This window comes from Arsukibacterium perlucidum DSM 18276, from assembly GCF_000382165.1.
Lineage (GTDB): Bacteria > Pseudomonadota > Gammaproteobacteria > Enterobacterales > Alteromonadaceae > Alishewanella > Alishewanella perlucidum.
The window spans coordinates 162,999-188,949 of record NZ_KB907702.1 but is presented as its reverse complement, the minus strand read 5'-3'; the positions used below and the strand labels follow the sequence as shown (position 1 = coordinate 188,949).

Below are 25,951 nucleotides of genomic sequence, written 5' to 3'. Positions count from 1 at the left end.
ACTCTTTAAAGTCAATATCTATGGCGGGGTTTAGCGCTGGTGCATATTCTATACAAATAGCTTGTAAGTTGAATATTAGTTGTCGCACAAATGCAGCTCACATAATACTTCCGGAAGTTTGGGGTAAACAGGCAACCTGGCACTTTTCCTGTTAGAAAATGCATGGTTATCGGCAAATTCATCATCAGCACCAATAATCAGATTGCCGCTGATATTAACCTCTGGCTGATTTTTACCGGCATGTAATACGAAATTACTGTTCGCGCGTTCCAGTAATAACAAGCTGTTGCTAATCCGCACATTGTTGGTTTCGTGCTTAACTCCCTCCAGGCCAAAACCAATTGCCTGGTTATTCACCGCACCGGGGCCATGCTGCAGCAATGAGTTAGTAATATGCAGCTCACCACCGTTAGAGATATCCAACAATCTGCTACTGCCACCAGAAAGTGAGGCAATAATACTTTTATCAATGACCGTCAACGGCCCGCGTGATTTCAGGCTATGCTGATTACGATTTGCCAGAATAACCGACGAGCTTAGCAGCAGGCTGGCGCTATTCAGGTAAATTGAATGAGCCCGCGCACCTGCCGCCAGGTTTTCAAAGCGGCTGTCAGTAATAATAATCCGGCCGTGTTGTTTAGCGGTTTCCAGTAGCCCGGTCTGGCTGCTATGAAAGTAAACATGCTCTAACGTAAGGCCGCTGCCTTCAAGTCTGACACAGGCGCCGTTTTTACTGTTTACCGAGATAAAACGACATTCAATATTTTTTACTTTCAGGTTATCGCCGCGGGCGACAATGGCGCCTTTGCCATCAGATACCGCACGCTCAAAAATGACATGGCCATGGCCTTCAATAGTAACGTCATGGTGTTTAATATTCAGGGCCGTATTGTAAATGCCACTGCCTAACCTGAGATAACTGCCATCTTGCAGCTGTTTTGCAGCGTCACTGAGTGAACTGTATTGCTTGCCATCCAGCCATATCCCGCTAATGCGGTCATTTGTTGGCAGGGGCTGCCAGGCAGGCATTATAGTTAACAGCTCTTGCTGTACCAGCTTATCAACATCTGCATCTATCAGGCCACTGGCGGAGGGCGGCGGGGAAATACCCTTATACAACGGCGTTTGCTCAATGGTTTTGTGTACCAATATCGGGTGAAACAGATAAAAATAGGCGGCAACGGCATGTAACATCAATGCGCTTATTAAAATATAGGCTTTAACTATAATGCTGAAAAATCGCATTCCTTTTCCTTTTCCTTTTCCTTTTTCCTTTTCCTTCGGAGAACCTGCGAATTGGCGCGCTGTGCATTGCCGTTAAAATATACTGTAATCGCCAACCATATGCAAAGTAAGCCGGTAATTGCGCCGTTTATTCTCAGCCAAACCTCAACCTCAATTTAACCCCTGGCAGGCTGCTATCTGTATAGGGCAAGCTGTTGCAGCCGGTTAAGGATAATTTGCTCGGTTTGTTTAAATTGTTGCCCCTGGTAGCCGCTAAACTGTTGCTGCATCTGCTGTTCCGACAAACCTTCCGGCAAACCGGCAATGTCGGGCATAAAAGCTGCTTCAAATTCTGCCACGCTTAATGTTTTCATTGTTTCCAGGTTAATGTCGCTAATATTTTCCGCAAAATAAATACCGGCGTAATCTGCCGCTAAATCAACAAAACTAAAGCCAGAGCCGCCCTCAGCTGCATCCATAATTTCTTTTAAGTTACCTATCTGTTGTGACAACTGGGCCGAGCTTATAAGTTTTATCGCTGCCGAATATAAAAAATGCAGCGTTAAATCATGGCGACCACTTAGCAGCACTGGTCTGAACGAGGGTACCTGGTTAGCAGGCACTTCGGAATTGGCATAATGAATAAACCGCCGGCTGCCAAAGGCGACAATCAGGGCCCAGGTGGCATCATGATACTGGCTGTTTGCTATATTGTTGGGCTGGCGTTGTTGCGCGATATTGAGCAAGTTCAATGCAAAAAATGCCAACCGGCGTTCAGCGGGGTATTGCTGTTGTAACTGCTTTAACTTTTCGAGATAAAACATGATATCCGGTGCCAGCACCAGCGGTTCCTGCCGCAGTGCGGCCGGGGTATAGGATAGGTTTCGCAGGTTCAACTCTATCGGGCTGGCGTTTTCATCAATAAACACCAGCCGGTTAGCTGTTAGCTGGCCGCTGGCAAATAAGCGAAGCAACTGCTGATCTGCTGGCGCTGTCACGGTTCTTTTAACTGCCTGCTTTAGTATCCAGTTTGCCAGTGCGCCGGGCAGAGGTAATTTGCCCAACCGGCAGTTAATAATAGCAAATTGCTGGCTTTCATTTAGTAGCAAACAGGCAACCGTTACCGAGCGTCCGGTCGACAACAGCGGCGCCTGCGCGTTAATAGCCACACCGTAAGGGCTGATTACGCCATTAAAGTGCGCTGCAGGCAGCGCATAGCTGGCGACATTCAGCAGCGCATCTAACTGCGGTTGTTCAAATATCAGTTCAATCCGGCCATTATTGCTGCGCAGCTGCGCCAGTGTTTGGCTCAGAATACGTTGAGAGGTGGTAACGTCCGCGCTGTTGATACGGCTTTTCGGCACCACATCGTTGCTGCTGATTAGCCAAAACAGCAACAGCAGTAACAGGCTGCCACTTAGCATTAGCAACAGCCAGATTTTCAACCATTTTCTTAACATAACTTCGTGTTTAACTTCCCGTTTAATTATCTTTTTAACTGCGCATTCTGTTCAGCCCGGGGGCGCAGGATAGTGCCTGGCCTGGTTGCGGATTCAACCGCTGAGCCAAGGCGTAAAACCATGCCAGTAATATTAAAATGGCGCTGTGGCCAATAGCATAGCGCAGCATTAATTCATCTGGCGCGGCATAATTGGCCCGGTTACTGCTGAGTAAAAACTGCATCGCAGAAAATACCTGCTGGTATTTAACTATCAGACTTTCGGTAATGGTGTTGAGTAACAGCCATGACAATCCAAAAGCCAGCAAAATAACTATGCACAGCCACCAAAAACGCCGGCGCTGCGGCATCGCAAAATAACGGCCCAGGTAGGCGGCAGCGCCAAACAGCAACGCCAGATAAAGGCTCAGGCCCAATGCACTGCCATAGCTGCCGCCGTTTGCCAGCAGCTCGGTAATATTGTCGGTAGCAGCAAGCTTAATCACGGCCAGATACCAGATAACGGCAAACAGCAGGCTAAATATGGCCCAGATAATCAGTGCCGGGAGTTTATTTTGCTCCTGCACCAGGCGCCCGGCAAACAGGTAGTTTAATTGGATCAGGCTGAACAGACCAATAAATCGAAGCATCAGCTCCAGGCTTTGCGGCAGGCTTGTTACCGGCGCGCCGAGAATATCGTACAGCGACTCGGTGGGTACTGTTAAATACAGCAGCCAGAAAATCAGCGTGCTTTGTAGCAACACCAGTAACGGCAACCATAGCGCGAATACCGCAAACTGCTTAACACGCAGCAATAATGGCAGGCTCATCAGATAAAACATCAGGCTTAAACCGACAGCTGCCATGCTGCTATCGGTTAGCAGCTCGCGCACATTATAAGGTAGCAGCGGTAACTCGCCAATCAACAACAGCGCCAGCACTGTAACCGCCAGATGTATTGCAATTAGCAGTAGTGGTTTGCGTTGTGCACGCGTTAGCCACGGCGGGCCCTTATGTTCTGCAATGCTGCGGTTAGTTTGCACTGTTGCAATTGCCGCTGCCGTTGCAGTGCTGTTTTCGGCTGCCGGCCGGGTCGCACGTCGTTGCAGAAACAGATAACCGGTAAAGCCAATGCCAGCCCCCATTATTTGTAGTAATACATCAGTACTGTCCACCGTTTTACCAGGTAACGCCAGTTGCATTGCCTCGCTAAAGGCGGCCAGGCCGGTAATATATAGCAAGCCAATAATGGCAGATGCCTTACGTTGCCAGCTTTCGCGCTGGGCCTGCCAGGCAAGGGCAAACAGCACGCCTAACGGCAAAAATAGCAGTATTTTTTGTGCCAGGGCGGTAATGGCGCGGTATTCGGTACCAAAGTACAACGATTCCAGCAGCACTTTGCCCTTTACTAGCTGCCAGCGTTGGTTAATAAAGGCCCAGTCAAAGTTAAAATCAAACGGGTACCAAAACAGCAGCAGGATAAAAAAACTGTAAAACAGCACTGCGCCAAGCCATAGCAAGGAGCGGCTGAATGGCGTGTTGTCCGGCGCTGATACACAGCCCTGAACAGCCTGGCCTTTATACTGCCGCCAGAAGCTCAGCATATAACGGCTTAACAGCGCTGCCAGCAGTGCACACAGCACATCACTAATATCGGTTACCCGGCTGTAAACAAACAGCTGGCAGAACTCCAGCACTATTGCCAGCAGCGCTATACGGCTGTAAAACACCAACTTACTTTGTTGTGGCTTGTGCAACTGCCACAGCAAGGCAATGGGCAACCACAGCACAATATCGCTGACAACGGCATAGGTTATTTCGGCCATGCTGCCTTTATAGGCCGAAAAGGGTAACAATACGATGCGGCCATCCTGCCACTTTTTATAAAGCTCTATCGGGCTTAATGTCAGATCAAGTGGCAGGATCTGATACAGAAAAAACAGCGACGTATACCCCAGCAGCAGGTAAAAAAATACCGATGCCTTGCCCCGCATCAAAGCTGCAGCCAGCATAAATTGCTTAAAGCGCTCGCCGAATAGCAAATACAAGCTGATACCGCTAAAGGCACCCAACGACTCAGCAATAATGTCGTTAATTGATACGGTACGCTGCGGAAAAAATAACTGAATAAATTCGATACTGAAGGCCAGGCTTGTGCATAGTAGCTGGATAACCAGTGCCAGCACCAGATTGCGCAGTGGCGAAGCCACTTTAAAGCTGACTGCCGCCAACAGAAATGCCAGCGGAATAAATAACAGTATATTGGCCACCCAATCGGCGCGCGACTGAATGCCTAAATCAAGATAGCGGATTTGGCTGTAACGCTGTATCGCCTCATCGAGGCTGATCCCAACATAATGCAGAGGCACCAGGCTGCCATAGATCACAAACGCCAGGTACACTATCAGGCTCAGTAGCAGCCAATTCTGCAGCGTCGCCTGCGCTGTTATTGCCCCGGTCTGTGCCGCAAGATGCGGTGCTGTATTATGCATAAACATCCCGGTTTATTTGTGCGCCACTGCGTAGTGCAGCAGTGTAGTTTATAACGCTGACTTTATAAATAGATAGCAGTCTTGCTCCATGCAGATGTGCGAACCGTAGTTACCTTGCGAATACTAAAAATTTAAAACGCGGCTCTGGCCGTAACGGTTTAACGGTTGATGCGGGCAACTGACTATTGGTAATAAAAATGACACAATCTGGAGAGGGCATTAACGCCCCCCCAGCAGTATTTTTGTTAGATTAGGCATCAGCTTGTACATTAGGGGCTGGATGAATGCACAAATTACCACTATCACTAGTGGCGCAGACAGCCAAAAAACAGGGTAGGGTATAGTGTTGCTGAATGGTTTGTAGATGAACCAGAGCAAAATAAGCAGTGGTGCATGAGCCAGAAACGTCAAAAAACTATTTTGGGTATATGGCAGTATCATGCGACCAATAAAGGAATTACTTATTAAAGCCATACATGGCCAGATAATAAACGGAGTGATCATCCGCAACCATTCTCTGTTTTCGACATCCCAAATTACAACAGCACAGCACGTTGCAACCAACAAAATCAACAATGGCCATGCAAATTTATCCATTGCGCATATATCCCACTTTTTCCAGGCGGCTAAAGCACCAATATAGAAACATACCAGCATTGAGTTTCTAAGTATTAAATCACCTTCAAGATTAAAGTAATACACAACCAGTACTATGATTAATCCCCAATATGGAATAACTCTAAGAAATATCAGGAACAGCGGTGCTAAGATTGACAGCACAAACAAATCCCGCAGAAAGTTAAGCGGGTAGTTGGCTGGAGTGCCAAACATACCTGTGCTGGCGTTTAACCAATTTATTGCACTTGCCGGATATAGCTGGACAGAAAAAATATGGGAAACGAGCTCGTATCGTTGCAGTAAATAAATGGCAATGACCAGCGGTATATTCCATAAAATTAAAGGTATTAAAATGGATGTAACTTTTTTGCTGATCAATCTTGTAGGATGCAATACAAGAGAACTGCTAAATAACAGATAGGCCGAAATTACCGTAAGCATAGGTACTGTCATGCGAAAAAGTGCATGGGAGAAAAATGCTTTAATAAAATCAAAAGTATTAAGTCCCAGCTCGGAAAGCGGTTGATATGGCGGTGTATGTAAAACCACTATGCCAATAACCATCAAATATCGGGTCAGCCAGATCCTGTTTTGAAGTGAATTATCCATAAAATCCATTTTTAAGTGATGGTTAATAAATTGCTGCTATTTCGTCAGTCAAAAAAATGCTGCACTGTTGCTCTACCTGGCTGCGCCAATCAGCAGTAGAAAAAGTATGGTTAGCATCCTCGATATGCTGATGGGTCGCATTTCGCAGGCAGGCGGCCCAGGCTTTATCGTTTTGACAAAGCGTTAAAAATTCCTGAGCAGTCAGGTCATTGCCACTGGTAATAAGCAGGCTTTTACCACTAAAGTTCTGCCACCCTGCCAGCATATGCTGCACATAATTATCTGCTGTGGTTGCAGGCTTAATAATTTTTGGCGCTGCCTTGTCAGTGTTAGCTGGCGCTGCAGGCTGTCTATTGTTTTTGCTTTGCTGCCAGGTAGCAATCAGCTCCCGCAGACTTTGTAGTGGGTTCAGGCCACCGCCTAATAATTTTTGCCAGAACGATTTCGAGCTTAAGCGCTGCCAGTAATAATGTTTTAGCATCACCTTGGCATGGCTCTGTTGTTGCCGTACCCAGGGGTTTACCAGCACTAACCCTGCCACTCTGCTGTCAGCTTGCTGATCACAGTAAATTAATGCGGCACTGGCGGCATCGCACAGCCCCCAAAGCACTACTTTTTTGATGTTTGAATTAAGGTTAAATAAGGCATCTATCGCCAGTTTGATTGCCTGATTATTGGCATAAAATGGTTGCAGCTGGCCCTCGCTGTCGCCCATGCCGGCAAAGTCAAACCGCAAACTACTGAAGCCGTCGCGGGCCAGCGCCCGGCTTAACTTAACAAACTGGCGATGACTACCTACCCGGTATTGCGGGCCGCCAACCATTATCAGTACTGCAACGTCGCTTTGTCCGGGGCTGTATATGCCTTGCAATAGTTCGTCCTGGCAACTGAATTGTAGCGGCAGTTCATTAAACATGGCTGCGCTCCGCTTGGGCCAGACTTAGCTGCAGCAGCTCGTCTGCCTGAACTAACTCTGAGGTATTCCAGAACGGTGCTGTATTTACCAGCTGAAACTTAACCGGGCACTGTTGTTGTAACTGGTTAAGTTGCTTTTGCACTGCAACGCCAGGGGCGGGCAGCTGCGAAATTTCCAGCCAGTGCAGCGGTGTCTTGTTGTTGGTTAATACCGCAGGTAAATCGTACAAGCCCTGTAATACACTGTGATAAAAAACGGGCGCTATCGGGTAGCCGGCAATTTCAATAATGTTACCCTCAGTCAGTTGCTGTTCCAGCTGTTGCTGACTGAGTTTTTCACCCAGAGCCATTTGTTCGGCAATTTTAACCCTGACAAATTGTTGCCAGAATTTTTTTACCTCAAAATAAGGTTGCCACAGTAACACCTTGTTTAACGCTAACGGCAGTGGGCCATTATTCAACAGGTCAAACAACTGCAAGGCACCAAAGCGTATCGCCAGAAAGCTCACCTGCTGATGCCCTGCACCCGCCAGCTGGGCAAGTAGCAGGTTTAAATCAGCCCGCCACAGGCTGATATCGGCCTGATCAAGGTCACCCTCGCTGTCGCCGGTACCAAAATGGTCCATTAAATAGCAGCTAACACCCTGTTGTGTCGCCTGGCGCATAAACTGGCTGATAATATGACGGGATTTATTCATTTCATCAGCAAAAGGCGGCAAAATAATTAACGCATTGCCTGGTTCGGCCTGGCTGCTTAACAGAAAATTATGGCCTTTAGTCATTTGCCGAAAAGTGGTAGTGAAGGCTGAATTACTCATGCTGATTAGTGTTACCAATATATAGCGCCGGAAAATCAGCCTGGCGCCAACTCAATTTAAAAAAAGGCCGGAAATGGCGACTAAACATCAGCTGCATGCTGCCAATATTAATAAAATAAACCGTGCCATAAACTATACTTCCCAGCCGTTTGTGCGATTGCAGTGAGCTAATATTGTAATAATTAATTCTGCTGTACACATAGCGGATGCCGCGGCTGTGCATTACCTGATTGGCATGGTCCCACAACTTGGCAAAAACGTATGAAAAACGGTATTTGGGCATCACAAAAACATCATAATCCCAGGCTGCGTGGCCAGTGGGTTGCAGGATATAGCGACAGCGAACTTCATCTTCCTGATACTGATCGAAATTCAGCCACAAATTGCCGGCAAACTGGTCTTTTTTAAACGCCGCAAAGCAGTGTCCACCAAGCGCGTACCGTTGCTGTAAAGTGGTGGAGGGCCGGTCCATCTCTTTAAGTACCGGGTCATCACTGGCTAATTGTTTTATTTCAATGTCCAGCGCCTTAGTAGCGGGCACGCTGAGGCTGGACGTAACAGGTTGGCGGGTAATGTAGTATTTATGAATTAGTACGCTGTTAAAGGTTAGTTTAACCAGAGCTTTGTCCAGCATATACAGCAGGGTATCCGCCGCCCTAAGCTCCCTGTATGTTTTCTTTAATTTCGCCAGCATCAATTATCTACCTGATTAGCTAAAGCGGCTGCGACTGGCGCATATTATTAGCCAGCCGGGCATGAAACTTTAGCGCTGTGGTATCCCAGGGGGTAAACCGCCTTAGTTTAAATGGCGAGCTCTGGCTGGTTGACACGCCCCAGTCGGTAGCTACTGCAGAGCTAAAGCCTGCTTGTTGAACAATCGCCACTGCCGTTTCATCAAAATCACGGCCAAAACCACCGTTAGGATAGGCAAAATGAACCACCGGCTTGCCCAGCCAGCTTTCAAGATGTTGCTTAGAGTGGCTAATTTCCTGCTGTTGCTGCTCCGGCGACAGCACTTTTAAAATCGGGTGATAAACCGTATGGGCGCCAATGGTCACACCATACTCAGCCAGTTGTTTAATTTGCTGAGGGTTCATCATCAGTGGCGCTTGCTCTGCCGCATTGTTTTGCTGATAAAACTGCTCAATTTTTACCAGCCGCTCGGCAACAGGCAAATATTTAAGCTGCTTCAGCCAGTGCTGTGCTTTGCTACGCCGGCCTGCAAAGTCAGCCAATTGCACAACCTCATTATCCAGCTGTAGTCGCTGGCGCTCAGGCTCAGCAAATAAATACATCAGCCGGTCATTCCACATATTACTGCCGCTGCTAAAACCGGTAGCAATATACACCGTTGCCGGAATACCATATTTAGCCAGAATTGGCTGGGCCACTGTCAGATTATTCAGATAACCATCGTCAAACGTCACGCAAACCGCATTAGCCGGCAACGTATTGTTGTTAAGATGAACCAACGCCTGATCCAGCGATAAGGGCGTAAAATAGTCGCGCAGCAAGCGCATTTGCCAGTCGAATACTGCTGCAGTGGGTTCGCTTGGTCGCATTGGGTCTGGCTCAGCAAAAACCTGATGATAAATCAGAATGCTGAGTTTATTGCGGCCCAGCAGTTTGCCGGCAAGTTGCAGTACTTTATGTAGCATCAGTTACTCCGGGATTGGCTCCGTGCTGCTGCAGCCATAATTCCATTACCACGATAATCCACACCAGTTCACCGTAATAACCAGAATGGCCTTTTTCATAGGTATCAATTACCTGCTCAATAAAAGCCGATTGTAAAATATGGCGCTGTTTAAAGCTTTGCAGGGCGTTCATGGCAATATGCTGTAAGTCTGGCCGCTGTTTCATCCAAACGCCAAAAGGCAGGCCAAAGCCATGTTTACTTTTGGTAAGAGTGGCGTCGGGCAAAAAGCCACGGAAGCTGTTTTTGTAAAAATCGCGTAGCTTTTGCCCAGGCGCTTTCACGCTGGCCGGTACGGTGCAGCTAAAGTCGACCAGCTCTTTTTCAATTAACGGAAAGCGCACTTCAACCCCAGCCAGCTGGCACATCTGGTTTACCTTAACAAAGTCGTTGTCGGCCAGGGTGAACTTCCAGTCCAGATACATCATTTTATCTATAGAATCGTCTGATCTGCAGGCGTGGTAGCGCTCACGCTTTTGCTGTGCCGGCTGGCCGGCATCTACCTGTTGCAACAGCTGAGGGCTGAACATCTGGTTTAAGTCAAAGCGGTTTACAAAGTTATAGCTATCCAGCCGGTCTGGTAGCGGCACTTTAGCCTGGCGCAAATAACTGGCGCCTTTTTTCAGCAGCGGCAGCTTATCAACCAGGCTGTTATTCAGGCCCAGGTTTAATAGTGTCTGCAGTGGGGCGGGCAGGGCGCCATAGCGCTCGAACACTTGTTGTTTCACATAACGCTCGTTACCGGCAAAAATTTCATCGCCACCGTCACCGGCCAGCAGCACCTTGATGCCGTCTGCTTTGGCGGTTTTGGCACAAATAAAGGCAGCCATCGCCGAAGAGTTACCAAACGGCTCGTTAAAATAACCGGCAACTTCAGTAAAGTGGCGGGCTATTTCGTCCGGCTGCAGGTAATGCACGTTGTGCTCGGTGTCAAAGTGCCTGGCGGTTAGCAGGGCATATTCAGTTTCATCATAGCCTTTGGCTTCAAAGCCAATAGAATAGGTTTTGGCCTTTTGGCCACTGTTCTGGCTATGTTTAGCCAGCATGCCGGCCACGGTTGAGCTATCCAGGCCACCACTTAAGAACGCCGCACAATCGCTTGTCGTATTGCGCCGCACCGCTTCCGATATCAGTTCGCGACAGCGCTGCATTAACTGATCAGTAGTGTCTGCAGATGAGGTGAATGCTGGCTGATAATAGCATTGCTGCTGCAAATTACCGCTGTTATCAATACTGGCAATAACACCGGGTTCCAGCTTGCTGATCCCCTGATAAATACTTACAGGCGAGGGAATGCAATGAAAAAACACATAATTAAAAACTGCCTGTGGATTAAGCGGAGCGCCGGCCATGGCTGGCTGCAGTGCCGGCATATTGTCGCTAATCCGCAGTACTTTGCTGTCGCGCTGGTCGATATAGCAGGGAATACTGCCCACATGATCGTTAATGACCCGCACCGTACCATCGATTTTATTAAAAATAATAAGTAAGAAAAAACCGGCAATATGATGGCAAAAGTTAGTGGGGTTGCGTTGGTATAACTCCAGAAACCAATGGGCCGAATTAGCAGGCAGGTAATCCTGGTTATAGGGCCGCAAACGGCCTGAAATAATTACAATTACTTCGTCGTTATCGGCAATAGCCGGATTATTAAGCTTGAGCACAACTTGGTTTATCGCAGTGGATTGTTGTTGCCTAAGACAGATTTCTGGCTTTATTTCAGTACCCTGAACCGTATATTGCCACACCATAAAAATCCCTTTAACTATTTCTGCTTACAGTTTTAATAGCAATTGCCTGAATCGTTCAGCCTGATGCTCACGAGAGAAAGTAGCGATTTGACTTTGCGGTAAAAATCGATATTTTTCATGTTCGAGATTGGAAATTAAGTTTTCAATTGCGCTACATATCTTTGCCGAATCATCTAATGGCGCTAATTCAGCCACCTGAGATTGCATGATTAGCTGCGCAGTGTCGCCGTCAGCGTCAGTCAATGCTAAAACAGGCTTTTTAGCCCGAATGTATTCGTATGCTTTAGCAGGCGTTTGATAGTTACAGTTGCTTGCTTGCATCAGCAGCAAGGCATCTGTGGTCAGCATTTCTTCAAGTGCCTCTACATAGTTCAACGCTGGTGCCAGAGTCACCGCGTCATCAATCTCGAGTTGTTTAAGTATTGGCAGAAATAGTGTGTCATGCCCTGTGCTTCTTAATACAACATTAAGCTTTTGGTATAACTGGGGCTTATTTTTTTTCAAATAAGCAATGGCATTAAAAAAAGGTAACGGATCGCGCTCTGACGGGTAAATAGTGCCGCTATGCAATAACGTCACTTTGTTGTCTGTTTTGGGTTGCTCAATTGCAGTAGCCATACCAAATAAAGCTTCGTCATAACCATTTGGTAATACCTGCCATACGTCTGGCGCTACCTCAGGATAGCGTTCCTGATAAAGTTTCAGGGCTCCCGGGCTGGTAAATATTATATGGCGACAATGCTTCGCTGCTTTTTTTTCTATCCAGCCAAAAAGTTTACGTACCTTGGGGTTTGCCGGATAGTCATCTTGTAGCATTGGGTCCCGAAAATCCGCTATCCAGGGGATGCCAGTAACCTTATGCAACAAAAATCCAATAAAATGCGCCGAGGCTATAGGATAAGTGCTGACAATAACGTCTGACCGGTTTTTTCTGATATGTTTTAGGCCACCAATAAAACCGCCTATAATCCAGCTTTGCCAGCGATCAGGCAGCGCCATCCAGCTAAAATATTTATTTTTAAACGCAAACTGTGTGGCGGTGTCTCTTGCATAGCATCGTAAAACATTTATTTTGGCAGGTATTAACGATAAGTTTTGCTCACTGAAATGTTGATAAGCTTTAGTTGGTACCGTTAATACAGTAACCTCATCACCTTGCTCAGAAAAATAACGAGTAAAAGCCAGAGTTCGATGAACGCCGCTACTTGTCTGAATAGGTGGGAAGTGAAATGCTACGTATAAAATTCGTTTTCTCACAAACTTTCCATGTTCGCCTCTTATCAGGCTATATTAGAACGTTTTGTGCAGCAGCTTGCAACTGTTGTATGTGGCTGAATGGCGTTGACTTAAAGTGTAAAATCTCTAGACTAGACAACTTTAGGCCTGTATCGCTTTGGAAAGTGCAGGATTTTGTGAAGGATTACACTTATGACCCGCTTATTATTTTTTCGTTTTGCAGGAAGCTTGTTGTTGCTTGGCGCTGCTTTGCCTGCCTTGGCAAACCGTTATGACAATAACACCTGCGATATTGTCCCAGGCCAGCCGTTAACCAATGCTTATGGCCCGTTTGATGCAACCAACCCGGCGCATGCTGACAAATTACCAGTAGTTTTGCGAGTGCATTTTACTCCTGATGTAGAACGGTTAGTTAGTGGAGCAACAGGCTCAATAATGGGCGATATCAATTATACGCTTAAAGCGATTCCTAATTATCACCGAGCGCTGGCTGCTATAGGCAAATATCAGCGTAGTGAAAATATAAAGTTAGCCCAGCGCGATAATTTCTATACAGCAGATTGTTATTTCCTCCGTGCTATTTATTTTCAGCCTGCTGATGCAATAGCAAGAATGCTTTTTGCAATGCACTTGCATTTGACTGGCCGGCTTGAAGAGGCCGTTCAGGAATATAATAGAGCGTTATTAATTGCGCCTGATTATAGTGAGTTGCATTATAACTTCGGTTTGTTGTTGTTAGAGCTTAAACGTTATGATGAGGCTCTTGCATTTGCAAACAAAGCGTATGCGAAAGGTTTTCCGTTGCCTGGTTTAAAAAATAAACTGGCGGAAACAGGGCGGATGGTAACAGTGGAACAAAGTAATTGACCCCCTCGGGTAATGGCTTTTACGCCCGCTTTTTTTTTGATAATGCTGTGTTAAAATGTGATGGCGTAGCAAACTCGTTAGCTGGATACCAGTATGCTGATGGTGGCGGGGTTTTTAATCAGTGGCAGCTATTTCCAGATAGGGTGGAAGTTTCTAACGATTTCTTCGGTTTTCGGCCTCTTTACTATAAAGCAACAGCTGACTGTCTGCGTATCAGCGAAGATATAAATCAGCTTGTTGACCCGGCAGAGCCACTTAATTTCAGGGCATTGGCGGTATTTTTACGCAGCGGTGATTTTCTCGGGGAGCATACACCTTTTCTGGCGATTAAAGTGCTGCCCCCTGACGCACGACTCACTTTTGATATTAATGGTATTAATTTACAGGTAAAGCAAAAAAATTCCAGCACTGGCATGGCTGTATCATTGGAGCAGTTGCACCGCGATTATAAAGAAATCTTTTCAGCCAGCATTGCCCAGTCGCGTCAGTTGATTGGCCAGCGTAGCTGTCTGGTGCCGCTGTCAGGCGGCCGCGACTCCCGGCATATTGTGCTGGAGCTGCACGCACAACATCAACAGCTGAGCTGTGCCACCGTAAAACATCAACCACCCAAATCAAATGAAGATTTTAATGTCGCCGCATTGCTGGCCAAACACTTAACGCTTCCACATGTAGCATTGCAACAGTCATTGTCTTATCAGGCTGCAGAGCTTATAAAAAATCGTCTGACAAGTTATTGCGCCTTAGAGCATTCCTGGTTTCTGCCGTTGTATAACCACATTAAACTCACCCAAACGGCGTTTGTGTTCGATGGTATAGGTGGCGATATTTTGTCTACCGGCTCTACACGGTTAACTGCCGAGCGGCTGTTATTGGCTCGCGCTGGGAGGTGGGATGAATTGGCTGAGGAGTTGCTTGGGCCGGAAGGCTATCTTGCTGATATGTTAGCACCATCACTCAGCATTAAACTTTCTCGTCAGCAGGCAGTGGCCGATATGTCGCTGGAGCTGGCACGTTTTACAGACAGCGCTAATCCTATCGCTCAGTTTTTCTTCTGGAACCGCGCCAGGCGCACTATCGGCAGCTCGGCGTTTGGTTTGTTAGGACGCGTTTGTACCCCTGTTACTCCATTTTTAGATCAGCGTTTGTACCACTTACTCAGTAATGTTCCGGCAGAATTTTTTCTACAGCAGGGTAAAAAACAGGTGCATGATAAGCTAATTGCCAGCTGTTACCCTGGTAGCGTCGGGATCCGCTATGAGGATAAGACGGTGACAGATAATCATAGTTATCTGACGACACGAATAAAAGAAAATTTGCAACAAGTGGCTTATTTAAGCTGCCACAAACCTGCCGGCTTAAAAATAAGCCCGCTATTAAGCCGTGTACCTAAAAGAATAATTAGTGCTAACTTTCATCACGGTTCTGAATTTCTGGTCAGGACAGCTTTGTATCTTCATTCATTAGAGCAGATCACTGAACATGGCATTATCTGAACTGGCAGGGAAAATAGTCACCGGTAGTTTATGGACGGTATTAATGCGTTGGTCGTCCCGTTTGCTTGGTATCATATCGGTAATTATTCTGGCACGTATATTGTTGCCGGAAGATTATGGCCTTGTTGCAAAGGCTGTGCTTTTTTCAAGTTTGCTGGAGTTAATGACTCAGTTTGGTTTTAATACTGCGCTGATCCGCAATAAACATGCGACTTCTGAACAATACAATACGGTGTGGACGTTAAATATTTTACGTGGCTTAATACTGGCATTAGCGGTTTGGGGCGGTGCAGGTTATGTGGCTGACTTTTTTAGTGACTCCCGTATCTATCCGCTGATCCTCGTTTATGGAGTCACTATCTTTATCAGTGGTCTGACCAATGTGGGTGTAGTTGATTTTCATAAAAATATGCAGTTTGATAAAGATTTTAAACTGATTATATTATCCCGACTGACGTCTTTTACTGTTACGCTTGCCATCGCTGTAATCTATCGCAGCTATTGGGCGTTTCCGCTGGGAACTCTGGCCGGCGTACTGGTAAGTTTATTTGCAAGTTATCTGATGTCGCCTTTTCGGCCGGTTCTAAGTCTGAGCGCTTTTAATAGTATTTTCAATTTTTCCAAATGGTTTTTTTTGTATGAGTCGTTCAGTGCCCTTGCTACTAAGTTCGATACCTTCTTACTAAGCAAATGGGGTAGTACTGAAGAACTTGGCTTGTATACAGTATCAAGTGAGATTGCTGGCATGCCCTCTACCGAGATTGCTATGCCGGTGGCCAGGGCGTCGCTGCCGGCCTTAGCACAACATGCTGATAACTTAGCAGAGTTCAGACCGCTTTATACTCAGGTGCTGATCTCTGTGTTGTTTATCGCCATACCTGCTTCGGTGGGGCTTAGCGTTCTGGCAGATTATATTGTTGTGGTAGTATTGGGTTCGGTGTGGGCGGGTGCAGCAATTTATATTAAGATTCTTGCGTTTATTGGCATTTCCAGAGTGAACGTAGCCTGTGCTGTGTCTGCGCTTGCTGCCGCTGGCAGAGCGGATGTTTTGGGTCGCTACTCAATGCTTATGTTAACAGTCAAGTGTGTAGCGATGTCTGCCGGTATGTATTGGTTCGGTGCGGAGGGGCTGGCCTGGGGCGCGCTGGCCGCAAGCTTGTCAGGCATGTTATTGATCCACAAGTTGCAAAGTCAGCTGCAATTAATTGCATTTGCCAGTTTGTTTAACGGGCTTTGGCGTGTATTAGTCGCAGCTACGGTGATGTGGCTTAGTTTATATTATCTATCTGAGCTGCAGGTTATTAAGCAACTAGGTGTAACATTGCTAGTTACCCTGACATTAGTATTCACTGGAGTGGTGCTATATGGCACTGTGTTGATTATGCTTTGGTTGCTGTTGGGGCGACCAGATGGCCCGGAGCGTAAGGTAGTCGAGATGATAACAAGCAGGTTTGCGAGCGCATGATCAGTATTGCTTTTACCGGGGACTTATGTCTTTCGGGTGTGAAAGAGGCCCCGCCAGCAACAGTTACACAAGCTTTTTGTAATATACATAAGCTACTAAAACCTTATGATCTGGCTGTTATGAATCTGGAGTGTTCTCTTTCTTTGATTGCCCGGCCAGAGCTGAAAATGAATATCCCATTTGACAGTTGTCCACCGTTAAGTGATTTATCAAATGGTGTGTATTGTCTTGCCAATAACCATGTAAAAGACAGCGGGCCGCAAGCTTTGTTGCAAATGCTGGATTTTATGCGCCAGAATAAAGTTGATACTGTGGGGGCCGCAGAAAATGCCAGCCGGGCGTACCAGCCGTTGCTAAAGAATATTCATGGCATACAGATTGCCATCGTTAATGTCACTGATGCCAGTCATTACGCAGCAACCGCTAAGGAACCGGGTGTTGCCAGGTTAAGGCGGCGGGCATTGCTACGACAGGTACAGCAATTGTCCTCAGAGGTTGATGCTGTGATTGTCGTGATCCATGCAGATCTGGAATTCTCCAACTATCCGTCTCCGTGGCGTGTCAGATTGTCACGCAAACTCGCACAATACTGTAAGTTAGTGATTCATCATCATTCTCACACGTTGCAGGGAATAGAGCATTATAAAGGCTGCGTTATTGCCTATTCTTTAGGTAATTTTGTGTTTCCGGTTCAGGAGTCTGCATATATGCATAACCGGACAGGCGGAGTAAATGAAGGCATGATATTAGTGGCAGGTTTAGAACTTACTTCGGAAGGCGTAAAGGCTTCAGTGTTGCACACCTTGCCCACCCGGATTGGACGCTGGGGTTTTTTGCTGCCAGTATCAGAGACTGATGCACAGCAAACGCTGCGAAACCTGTCGTGTTATTCTGTTGTGTTATCCGATACTAAGGCATTACGACAACACCACGCCAGCTTATGCTATAACGAAGCGCGGAACGTAATGTTTAACACCTGGTACCGTATGCGCCGCGGGCAATTTCGCGAGGCATTCAGTTATCTGTTTTGGCACTTGAAAACTGATCAGCATCGCAATTGGTTACGTGGCGCTTTTAGCTTTGGTTGGTGGTAGCTGACAAGCTCTGGCACAAGTATAGCTTTGAATAATAAGCGCTTGCTTAAAATTTATGTGGCATATCATATAAGCGAATAATTATTTATTGTCTTTTATCTTGTATAAAGCTTGTCTCGCACTTTTTTTGCAAAGTTGAGCAGATGCATTTTTTCAAGTGTAACAGAAATTAACCCTCTAATTTTTTTAGGCATCTTTCTTACATTTCTTGTTCTAAACCTTAGCAATGCAGCAAGATTAAATCGGTACTGCATACCGTTTTTAATTGTATATATGCAGGGGTTGCATAAACCACAAGCTTTTCCGTTGATAGGGGTAAAGCAAAACCATGACTGATTTAAAATATCAATATAGCCATTACATTCAGCTTCGTGCTTCATGTCGAGTTTAGTCGTTTTTAATAGTGGAAAGTGATAATTTCCAAAGACAACACTCATATCATCTGACGATAATGAATCGTCTAATACATAGTAATCACCTTTCACTTTATCAGAGATTTTTTTGTATATAGCACATTTTTCTTTAAATATACTTGCCCTGTCTTCTTCATGAATACATAGCTCTATCCCTTTAAAAGCTATAGAAAATCTGGCCAGCCAATCATACTGGCTACCCATGGATTTCTTTTCTAAAAGACGATTGTATGAACTCGTGATTTTATCGTTCAAGTAAACATCTTTTGTATCTATGATTTTTAATTCTAATAGGGTGCAATTTGTTGTCTTCTGTTTTGCAATAAAGTTAGCAATCTTATCAATAGCTTTTAGCTCATAGTCGACTGAAGTTCTGTTATCATCCAGGTATATTGGCTGTATTATGACATCTTTACTTGAGAGCTGGAGTACTCTAAAGCTGGAATCCCACCCCCCTGTCCAGAATATATATACAATATTATTATCATTAATCGTGCGGGTACTTCTATTGACGACATAAGTCTGAAATTTAGAGGTTTTAAAATTATACTTTTCCATTCACAGTTATCCTTAACTTACTCGGCAGATGAAGCAGAGTTTGTGAAAAATATTTCGATTTATTCGTGTTGGTAGTCGCTACAATTAAATTGCTCAGGCAAAGGCTGCAGCTAACAGCTGTGGTAATTGTAGGGTAATAATTCCTAAAGTGTTAAGAGAAAGTTTTACTTTTAACATCAGTTTTTTTTAGAATGTATTACCTTGTGTTTACCATAGCGTTGGCCGCCTGCTGCGGTAAATATAGCTTACGAATGGCGATTACTGCGACGATGCCGGCGATAGCGTACAGTAAGTCGAAATAGGCCAGACTAACATTATTACCGGTAACCCCATAGCCGATCATCGCCAGAAATATGGCATTGCTTAATTGCACACACCATTGCTGGTCGTGTTTCAGCGCCAGCTTACGGTTGCGACGGTTGATTCGCAATATTCCGAGCAAGATCATGCCGAAAATAAATAAGCCGACATAACCATGATCCCCCAATACCTGTAAATAGATATTATGGGCGGCTTTTGGTGACAGACCCGGCGGTACGGGCGGGGTCTCGATTGGCCCAAAGTCGGGGGTGAACGGGGCGTAGCCGTGCCAGATAACCGGCTCGGTGACTGCTTTAAAGCCGCCACCGGTTAGCGGGTTATCATTGGCTAACATCACTGATATTTTCCAGGCCCAGAGCCGGCCAATAAATGATCTGTCATCGGTTGCTGCGGTCTGGATGGTGCTTTGCCGCTCGCGCCAATGCTCCGGGGTATACTGATAAGCGACCGGTAAAATCAGCACTGCCAGCAGTAGCCAGAGCACCTTGCGTTTAGACTTAAACCAGAATGCCAGCGCTAATATAGCTAAGCCAATAAAGCCACCGCGCGAGCCTGTGCCTATAATTGCTACAATGTTGCCAAAAAATAAGCCCCATAAGCCCAGCTTCAGGTAATGGTGTTTAGTTACATAAATTAAATATAAAATAAGTGGCAGACACATATTAACCGCTACCGAAAAGTCATTGCGGTCACGCAGCGCGCCGGAGCGGCCAGTTACCATATAGCTGCCGCCTGATAATACTACTTTGACAGCCTCCATCGCCGCGTAGGAGGAAATGCCAAGCACTATGGCCCAGATCAGGGTGTCTATATGCAGTTTTTTACTCAGTACCAGGGTGATAAAAAAGTAAAATATTAACACCCGGATAAACTGGTTCCAGTAGCCGAGCGAATACTCAGTATTGACAGCGGTTACGGATGACAGCAAGGTCCAGCCGGCAAATGCCAGCACCCAGAAACTTAAACCATTAAAGGCCAGCTTTTTATCTTTTTGGATAAACAGATAAGACACTGCGGTAACCGCTACGATAGTCAGGTTAAGCCGAAAACTGTTGGAGAAACCAAAGGCCCAGTTGGCTGGTGCTAACAGGGCGATAAAGGCCCAGGCGGCAATACCGATAAATGGCCGTTTAAAGCAGAAATAAATGGCGACAAATAAAAATAATACCAGTAATAAATCACGCATCAGGATTTATCCTGCTTATCGGCCCAGTAAAACAAATAACAGACCGAAACGATTACTGCGAGCAAATACAGCTTGTCTATCATGTTGCTACCTTACTAATCACATAACGGTATTTGCCGGACTTTTCCGGTGCGATCTCGTCGAGTTGTTCAATATCTATGTTTACATTCTGGCCCAGCCGGGCCTGAAAGCCAGCCCGGATTTGGCTGCTAACCTGCGCTGGCAGGCTGCCTTGTGGCCACACTACCTGTACTGTGGTTTGGCTGAGACTATGCTGGATAATTTTAAAGGCGGCGATACCGGCAATATCGCGCAGGATATAAATAAGCGCCAGGCCATGCATCATGGTGCCGTCAGCCGCTACCACGAAGTCGGTACTGCGACCTTCAATCGATTCCAGTAATGGCAGGCTGCGGCCGCAGCTGCAGGGCGTAGTTGCCAGGGTAGCAATATCGCCGGTGCGGTAGCGGATAAAAGGGAATTCAGAGGTGGCCAGGTGGGTTACCACTATTTCACCGGCCTGGCCGGCGGGTAACACCTGGTTGCTTACCGGGTCGATAATTTCCACTACGATATCTTCAAACGATAAATGCATACCACCGGCCGGGCACTGGTGGGCGATAAAACCGGCATCGCGGCCACCATAACCATTAGCTACCGGTGCTGCAAACACCTGTTCAATTAATTCGCGCTGATAGGGATACAGGCGCTCGGAGGTAACAAATACCACCTTAATGCCCAGATCGTGCATGGCCACGCCGTGCTTTTGCGCGGTTTGCGCCAGCAAGTGGTATACCGACGGGTAGCCAAACAACATTTTCGGTTTGGTAGCGCGAATGCGCTGTAAAAACGCCAGCAGCTTTTGCTCACTCATATCAAAAGCCGGAATAAGCGCTGAGCGGAATACTAAGTCACGGATTATCCGGGTTTTGTCCTGGGCGCCGAGCTCAATCGGTGAGCCCCAGGCGACAATTTCCTTGTCGCCAATATCGACATCCCACCAGCGGGTAGCCCGCCACTTGGCGGCGACATCATGTGATACCCGCTCATTACCCAATAGAAAAATCAGCGGCTGACCGCTGGAGCCGCCGGTATTAAAACGTTTTAAACCGCCGGCGTTATCGGCTTTTAACTGGTTAAAATTGTCAGTTATAACCGCCTTGGTCAGCAAGGGTAATTTGGCTAAATCGGCGACATTGCTAAAATCGTCCGGGGTTAACTGCAGTTGTTGCAACAACGTGCGGTAGTAGGGCACATGCTGGCAGGCTGCGCTGATAAAGTTGTGTAACTTAGCATTTTGCTGCTGCTGCAAGGTAGCCAGCGGCAGCCACTGGCTTTGCTCAAGCTGGCGGCGCCGGCGCACGGTGTCATGTTTTTTAAGCCATTCCTGCAGTGGGAAGATCACTGTGGCAATAAAGCGGGTGTAGATACTGCTCATGCTGACTGCTCCCGGCTACTGATAGCAGCCTGATACTGCTGCGCCAGGCGCTGTTTTACTTCAGGCCAGTAAAAGCGCTGACTGTTTTGCAGGCCATTACTGATAAGCTGTTGGCGCAGGGTATTATTTTGCAGCAACTCGCTGGCCAACTGGTACATAGCGTGCGGCTCTGCGGCATTGCAAAGCAGGGCATCGACCCGGTGACTGACCAGCTGGCTGATGCCACCGACATTGCTGCTGACCACCGGTACGCCACAGGCCATAGCTTCAATAATAGAATTGGGGCTGTTATCTACCAGGCTGCTGTTTAGCATGATATCAGCGCTGCGATACAGCTCAGCCATTTGCCCGCTGCTGAGCCGGCCGGCAAAGCGGACAGCCTGGCCAAGGTTAAGCTGTTGCACCTGCTGTTGCAGCTTTGCCAGTAACGGCCCGCTGCCGGCAATAGTCAGGGTTGCCTGCGGCTGGTTCTGATGCAGCAGGGCGAATGCGGCAATGCTGGTGGCAATGTCGTATATTGCTTCCAGATTGCGGGTAACAATACAATGCGGCGCGGTTAAGGCGGTGCTGTCAGGATTTGCCGGGCGCGGGTAAAACAACTGCTGATCGAGAATATTGGGTACTATGGCTACCGGCACGGCAGCGTTGCCCGACTGATAACGGCCAAAAACCTGCTGCAAAAACACTGACGGTACCAAAATAGCACTGGCATGACGCAGCGAGGCGTTAACCAGGCGCCAGCTTTTTGCGAAAAAGCTATCAGCATGGCCACCACGGTAGTTAACAACGATCGGGGCGCCGCGCAAACGGGCGATCCAAATCGCCGGCGCGGCAAATAAATGCCATGACCAGCCTGAGTTGGCCATCAGATGCACCACCTGTGCTTTACCGCAGGCCCGATATAACCGGTACAGGTAAGGAAATAAGCGGAATATTGCCCGCAGCAGCGGGATCTTAGCGATAAAAGCCGGCTGATAGGGCGCATTAACCGCTACCAGTTCGACGATTGCGCCGTCCTGGCGCAGCAGCTCCAGTAATTGCCGGGTTTGATTAGCCATACCACCTGCCGGCGGCGGAACCGGCCCTACCAGGCAGATGCGCAGCTGCTGCAGGTTAATGCTCATCCACTATCCTCTGGTATAAGGCAACATAACGACCGACAGATGCGGCCCAGTTGCGCTCGGTGCGGATAAACTCCAGACCATTGTCAATGATTTGCTCACTTGAGCCGAGTTGCTGCAGGATCCTGGTAGCTTGTTCGGCCAGATCTTCGATATTGTCGCGCTGAAATAACCAGCCGGTTTTACCGTGTTCAATCAGCTCCTGGTGGCCGCCAACATCAGATGCCAGCAGGCGCATGCCCTGTGCCATTGCTTCCAGCGGTTTTAGCGGGGTAACCAGCTCGGTCAGCCGCATCGCCTTGCGCGGGTACACCAGTAAATCGACCAGGCTGTAATATTGCATTACCTCACTGTGCGGCACTCTGCCAGGCATAATGACACTGTCTGTTAACCCCAGCTGGCTGACAAGTTGCTTTAGCTGGGCATCCTGTGGCCCGCCACCCACCAGTAATAGCGTGACATTGGGAATTTTCTGGCGGATCAGTGGCAGCGCTTTAATCAGTAAATCCAGGCCCTCATAAGCATAAAAAGAGCCGAGAAAACCCAGTACCACTTTGTCTTGCAGCTGGTATTGCTGGCTTAGCGCCACATTTTTTGCGCTTAGCAGCTGAAACTGCTGCGGGTCAACTGCGTTTGGAATAACGGTAATTTTATCGGCGCTGATGCCACGGCTGATCAGATCCTGGCGCAGGCCTTGGCAGATAGTGGTTACGGCGCAGGCCTTTTTGGCAACGTAGCTTTCCAGGGCATGGCTGAGCCTGTAACGCAGGTCGTGCTCTTTGCAGGTACCATGATCGACTGCCGCGTCTTCCCAGAATGCCCGGATTTCATATACCACTGGAATGGCGGTTTTTTTTGCAGCGCCTTTTGCTGCACTTTTGGCCGCACTCTTAGCAGCACTCTTTGCCGCACTCTTAGCAGCACTTTTGGCAGCCCAGAGCGCCGCCAGGCCATTCAGGGCCGGAGAGTGGGCATGCAGAATATCGGGCTGCTCGGTTTTAATCAGCTGCAGCAAGCGGTTTTTTAAGGCCAGTACCACGGCCAGTTCTTTTAATACCGGCAAGCGCCAGAACCAGCTCTGATAAGCACGGGTGCGGTGAAAAGTGTAGCCTTCAGCTGTCTGCTGGCCGTTATCGCTGTCAGGATGCTTGGGGCTGGTGACATGACAGGTAGCAAAGCCTAACTGTCGCTGCTGCTGTAAAATGGCCCGGGAGCGGAAAGTATAACCACTGTGCAGCGGCAGCGAATGGTCGAAAATATGCAGAATTTTCATTGACTGTTGCGCTCCAGAAAGGCGGCAAACATCAGCAGCGTCCACAGTGGTGCGCTATTGTCTTTCAGGCCACGCTTGTGATCGTCAATCAGCTGTTTTAATTCGGCAACATTAAAATAGCCACTGTTTACCATCACGTCTGATAACAGTTTATCCTGCAGTTTTTGTTGTAACGGGCCGCGAAACCACTCTGCCAGAGGCACTGCAAAGCCCATTTTTTTCCGGTACAGCACATCACGGGGCAGATAAGGCTCCAGCACCTTTTTCAGGGTGTGTTTGCCAATGCCGTCTTTCAGGTTAGCAGAAGATTCTGCTGTAAAGGCCCACTCGACCAGTTTGTGGTCTAAAAAGGGTACCCGTACTTCCAGAGAGTGGGCCATTGACGCCCGGTCGACCTTAGTCAGAATATCGCCGACCAGATAGGTTTTCATATCCAGGTACTGGGCAATCTTCATTGGATCGAGTGTACTGACTTTGTCACCATGGCGGCGGAATACCTGCAACGAGCTGTAACCGTTCAGCCGCGCTTTAAACTCAGCAGAGAACAGGCGGTCGCGCTGATCAGCACGTAAAATAGCAATCGAGTTATGGTAGGCGGCAACGGTGTCCAGTGCCAGTGACTGAAAGGTGGTTTTGGCGCGCAGAAAGCGCGGTGCCCAGTCTAACTTTGGATAAAGCCTGCCCAGGGTGCCAAACAGCGGTTTGCGGATAGCCAGCGGCAGCAAGTTACGAAAGCGCTCTTCCTGCTGGTGCAATTTGTAGCGGCGGTAGCCGGCAAACAGTTCATCAGCGCCGTCACCACTTAAGGCAACCGTAACTTCCTGGCGGGCCATCTGGCACACTCGGTAAGTTGGAATGGCCGAGCTGTCGGCATAAGGTTCATCATATAAATCAGCCAGCTTGTCCAGCAATTCGAAGTCGTTCTGGCTGACAATATTCTCGTGATGATTAGTGTTATAACGCGCCGCCACCTGCCGGGCAAAGTCAGTTTCATTAAACTCAGGGCTGTCAAAACCAATAGAGCAGGTATTTACCGGCTCGTTTTGCAGCCCCGCCATCATGGCAACCACTGCGCTGGAATCAACGCCGCCGGATAAGAACGCACCCAGCGGTACCTCTGCTACCAGCCGGATATCGACAGCTTCACGAAAACGGGAAATCAGGCCATCGCTGAGCTCTTGCTCAGTTAAGGGTTGTTGCCACTGGGTTGGGACATCCCAGTATTGTTTGGGCTCTGGCAGGTCGGCTTTGCCGTGTTGCAGCAGCAGGCAATGGCCCGGTGATAATTTATAGCTGTGCTGATAAATAGTATGTGGCTCAGGCACATAACCAAAGCTGAAGTAATCTTCAATAGTGCTGTCGCGCAATTGTTTATCAAACAGCGGATGCTGCCTTAACACTTTCAGTTCCGAGCCAAAAATAAACTGACCATCGGCTAGCAAAGAGTAAAACAACGGCTTGATACCCAGGCGGTCACGGGCCAGAAACAGGCATTGGCGTTTGGAGTCCCAGATAGCAAAGGCGAACATACCGCGTAAGTGGTCAACGCAATCTTCTCCCCATTCCAGCCAGGCATTGAGAATGGTTTCGGTGTCACCACTGGTATTAAACTGATAGCCCCTGGCCAGTAATTGCTGACGCAACTCGCGGTAGTTGTATATTTCGCCATTAAAGACAATACAAGCCTGCTGGTTAGCACTTTGCATGGGTTGCGGGCTGCCGGCGATATCAATAATGGATAAACGGCGGTGCGCCAGGCCAATGGTGGGCTGAAAAAAGTAATCGCCAGCGTCGGGCCCACGGTGAAGCTGACTGTCGTTCATGGTAGACAGTATTTGGTGTTCAGGCGTTGCCTGACCTGTCAGCTGATAAATTCCTGCAATACCGCACATGGTTTTGTTTGCATCCTTGTCTTTTTATAT

Annotated in this window: 20 protein-coding genes; 4 read left to right on the top strand and 16 right to left on the bottom strand. The window is 47.6% G+C overall.

The features are described from left to right. Window positions 1-75 precede the first annotated feature (75 nt). The 10 genes from H141_RS0102395 to H141_RS0102350 all read right to left on the bottom strand — a co-directional run bounded on the left by H141_RS0102395 (window position 76) and on the right by H141_RS0102350 (window position 12,818). Window positions 76-1,245, bottom strand: a complete 1,170-nt coding sequence (locus H141_RS0102395) for a hypothetical protein (protein WP_019674644.1) — start codon at window positions 1,243-1,245, stop codon at window positions 76-78. Window positions 1,246-1,418: 173 nt separating this feature from the next. Further along, window positions 1,419-2,684 (bottom strand): YfiM family lipoprotein, encoded by a 1,266-nt coding sequence (locus tag H141_RS20855; protein ID WP_019674643.1) that lies wholly within the window; start codon window positions 2,682-2,684, stop codon window positions 1,419-1,421. A gap of 34 nt (window positions 2,685-2,718) precedes the next feature. After that, complete coding sequence (locus H141_RS0102385) at window positions 2,719-5,154, bottom strand: VanZ family protein (RefSeq protein ID WP_169337161.1); 2,436 nt, start codon at window positions 5,152-5,154, stop codon at window positions 2,719-2,721. Window positions 5,155-5,373: 219 nt separating this feature from the next. Further along, entirely contained in the window at window positions 5,374-6,381 is a 1,008-nt protein-coding gene (locus H141_RS0102380; protein ID WP_169337160.1) for an acyltransferase family protein, read from the bottom strand. A gap of 22 nt (window positions 6,382-6,403) precedes the next feature. After that, window positions 6,404-7,297, bottom strand: coding sequence for a hydrolase 1, exosortase A system-associated (locus H141_RS0102375; protein WP_019674640.1), 894 nt, complete (start codon window positions 7,295-7,297; stop codon window positions 6,404-6,406). Beyond that, window positions 7,290-8,114: an alpha/beta hydrolase family protein gene (locus tag H141_RS0102370; RefSeq protein ID WP_019674639.1), complete on the bottom strand. Its 825-nt coding sequence runs from the start codon at window positions 8,112-8,114 to the stop codon at window positions 7,290-7,292. Before H141_RS0102370 ends, H141_RS0102375 begins: the two co-directional genes overlap by 8 nt. Continuing rightward, window positions 8,107-8,808, bottom strand: a complete 702-nt coding sequence (locus tag H141_RS19730) for a hypothetical protein (protein ID WP_019674638.1) — start codon at window positions 8,806-8,808, stop codon at window positions 8,107-8,109. Before H141_RS19730 ends, H141_RS0102370 begins: the two co-directional genes overlap by 8 nt. A gap of 19 nt (window positions 8,809-8,827) precedes the next feature. Continuing rightward, window positions 8,828-9,772 (bottom strand): polysaccharide deacetylase family protein, encoded by a 945-nt coding sequence (locus H141_RS0102360; protein ID WP_019674637.1) that lies wholly within the window; start codon window positions 9,770-9,772, stop codon window positions 8,828-8,830. Continuing rightward, complete coding sequence (locus H141_RS0102355) at window positions 9,762-11,561, bottom strand: asparagine synthetase B family protein (protein WP_019674636.1); 1,800 nt, start codon at window positions 11,559-11,561, stop codon at window positions 9,762-9,764. Before H141_RS0102355 ends, H141_RS0102360 begins: the two co-directional genes overlap by 11 nt. A 24-nt stretch (window positions 11,562-11,585) precedes the next feature. Then, window positions 11,586-12,818: a glycosyltransferase gene (locus tag H141_RS0102350; protein WP_019674635.1), complete on the bottom strand. Its 1,233-nt coding sequence runs from the start codon at window positions 12,816-12,818 to the stop codon at window positions 11,586-11,588. A 171-nt stretch (window positions 12,819-12,989) separates the two neighbouring features. Between H141_RS0102350 and H141_RS19725 the strand changes: the two genes are divergently transcribed. From H141_RS19725 to H141_RS20850, 4 genes are read left to right on the top strand one after another with little or no spacing between them, the layout of a single operon-like run. After that, entirely contained in the window at window positions 12,990-13,664 is a 675-nt protein-coding gene (locus H141_RS19725; RefSeq protein WP_019674634.1) for a tetratricopeptide repeat protein, read from the top strand. Further along, window positions 13,661-15,160: an asparagine synthase-related protein gene (locus H141_RS0102340; protein WP_019674633.1), complete on the top strand. Its 1,500-nt coding sequence runs from the start codon at window positions 13,661-13,663 to the stop codon at window positions 15,158-15,160. Before H141_RS19725 ends, H141_RS0102340 begins: the two co-directional genes overlap by 4 nt. Next, complete coding sequence (locus tag H141_RS0102335; RefSeq protein ID WP_019674632.1) at window positions 15,147-16,625, top strand: lipopolysaccharide biosynthesis protein; 1,479 nt, start codon at window positions 15,147-15,149, stop codon at window positions 16,623-16,625. The genes H141_RS0102340 and H141_RS0102335 overlap by 14 nt, the downstream gene beginning before the upstream one ends. Beyond that, window positions 16,622-17,719, top strand: coding sequence for a CapA family protein (locus tag H141_RS20850; protein ID WP_019674631.1), 1,098 nt, complete (start codon window positions 16,622-16,624; stop codon window positions 17,717-17,719). Before H141_RS0102335 ends, H141_RS20850 begins: the two co-directional genes overlap by 4 nt. 95 nt (window positions 17,720-17,814) lie before the next feature. On the opposite strand, the gene H141_RS0102325 is transcribed toward H141_RS20850, so the two are convergent. The 6 genes from H141_RS0102325 to H141_RS0102290 all read right to left on the bottom strand — a co-directional run bounded on the left by H141_RS0102325 (window position 17,815) and on the right by H141_RS0102290 (window position 25,921). Continuing rightward, window positions 17,815-18,690 (bottom strand): hypothetical protein, encoded by an 876-nt coding sequence (locus H141_RS0102325; protein WP_019674630.1) that lies wholly within the window; start codon window positions 18,688-18,690, stop codon window positions 17,815-17,817. A gap of 196 nt (window positions 18,691-18,886) precedes the next feature. Further along, a complete protein-coding gene (locus tag H141_RS0102315) occupies window positions 18,887-20,197 on the bottom strand; it encodes a putative O-glycosylation ligase, exosortase A system-associated (RefSeq protein ID WP_019674629.1) in 1,311 nt (436 codons plus the stop codon). A 79-nt stretch (window positions 20,198-20,276) separates the two neighbouring features. Further along, window positions 20,277-21,635 (bottom strand): phenylacetate--CoA ligase family protein, encoded by a 1,359-nt coding sequence (locus H141_RS0102305; RefSeq protein WP_019674628.1) that lies wholly within the window; start codon window positions 21,633-21,635, stop codon window positions 20,277-20,279. Beyond that, window positions 21,632-22,759: a glycosyltransferase family 4 protein gene (locus H141_RS0102300; protein ID WP_019674627.1), complete on the bottom strand. Its 1,128-nt coding sequence runs from the start codon at window positions 22,757-22,759 to the stop codon at window positions 21,632-21,634. Before H141_RS0102300 ends, H141_RS0102305 begins: the two co-directional genes overlap by 4 nt. Beyond that, window positions 22,749-24,029 carry a glycosyltransferase gene (locus tag H141_RS0102295; protein ID WP_019674626.1) on the bottom strand — a complete coding sequence of 427 codons (1,281 nt, stop codon included), beginning with the start codon at window positions 24,027-24,029 and terminating at the stop codon, window positions 22,749-22,751. The genes H141_RS0102300 and H141_RS0102295 overlap by 11 nt, the downstream gene beginning before the upstream one ends. After that, window positions 24,026-25,921, bottom strand: a complete 1,896-nt coding sequence (locus tag H141_RS0102290; protein WP_019674625.1) for an XrtA/PEP-CTERM system amidotransferase — start codon at window positions 25,919-25,921, stop codon at window positions 24,026-24,028. Before H141_RS0102290 ends, H141_RS0102295 begins: the two co-directional genes overlap by 4 nt. Window positions 25,922-25,951 lie beyond the last annotated feature (30 nt).

Excerpts from the sequence above, each read along its gene's own strand:
- H141_RS0102375 (WP_019674640.1), bottom strand. The coding sequence starts at position 7,297 with ATGTTTAATGAACTGCCGCTACAATTCAGTTGCCAGGACGAACTATTG.
- H141_RS0102295 (WP_019674626.1), bottom strand. The coding sequence starts at position 24,029 with ATGAAAATTCTGCATATTTTCGACCATTCGCTGCCGCTGCACAGTGGT.
- H141_RS0102290 (WP_019674625.1), bottom strand. The coding sequence starts at position 25,921 with ATGTGCGGTATTGCAGGAATTTATCAGCTGACAGGTCAGGCAACGCCT.
- H141_RS20855 (WP_019674643.1), bottom strand. The coding sequence starts at position 2,684 with ATGTTAAGAAAATGGTTGAAAATCTGGCTGTTGCTAATGCTAAGTGGC.
- H141_RS0102355 (WP_019674636.1), bottom strand. The coding sequence starts at position 11,561 with ATGGTGTGGCAATATACGGTTCAGGGTACTGAAATAAAGCCAGAAATC.
- H141_RS20850 (WP_019674631.1), top strand. The coding sequence starts at position 16,622 with ATGATCAGTATTGCTTTTACCGGGGACTTATGTCTTTCGGGTGTGAAA.
- H141_RS0102370 (WP_019674639.1), bottom strand. The coding sequence starts at position 8,114 with ATGAGTAATTCAGCCTTCACTACCACTTTTCGGCAAATGACTAAAGGC.
- H141_RS0102395 (WP_019674644.1), bottom strand. The coding sequence starts at position 1,245 with ATGCGATTTTTCAGCATTATAGTTAAAGCCTATATTTTAATAAGCGCA.
- H141_RS0102360 (WP_019674637.1), bottom strand. The coding sequence starts at position 9,772 with ATGCTACATAAAGTACTGCAACTTGCCGGCAAACTGCTGGGCCGCAAT.
- H141_RS0102335 (WP_019674632.1), top strand. The coding sequence starts at position 15,147 with ATGGCATTATCTGAACTGGCAGGGAAAATAGTCACCGGTAGTTTATGG.
- H141_RS0102315 (WP_019674629.1), bottom strand. The coding sequence starts at position 20,197 with ATGCGTGATTTATTACTGGTATTATTTTTATTTGTCGCCATTTATTTC.
- H141_RS19725 (WP_019674634.1), top strand. The coding sequence starts at position 12,990 with ATGACCCGCTTATTATTTTTTCGTTTTGCAGGAAGCTTGTTGTTGCTT.
- H141_RS0102385 (WP_169337161.1), bottom strand. The coding sequence starts at position 5,154 with ATGCATAATACAGCACCGCATCTTGCGGCACAGACCGGGGCAATAACA.
- H141_RS0102305 (WP_019674628.1), bottom strand. The coding sequence starts at position 21,635 with ATGAGCAGTATCTACACCCGCTTTATTGCCACAGTGATCTTCCCACTG.
- H141_RS0102300 (WP_019674627.1), bottom strand. The coding sequence starts at position 22,759 with ATGAGCATTAACCTGCAGCAGCTGCGCATCTGCCTGGTAGGGCCGGTT.
- H141_RS19730 (WP_019674638.1), bottom strand. The coding sequence starts at position 8,808 with ATGCTGGCGAAATTAAAGAAAACATACAGGGAGCTTAGGGCGGCGGAT.
- H141_RS0102325 (WP_019674630.1), bottom strand. The coding sequence starts at position 18,690 with ATGGAAAAGTATAATTTTAAAACCTCTAAATTTCAGACTTATGTCGTC.
- H141_RS0102380 (WP_169337160.1), bottom strand. The coding sequence starts at position 6,381 with ATGGATAATTCACTTCAAAACAGGATCTGGCTGACCCGATATTTGATG.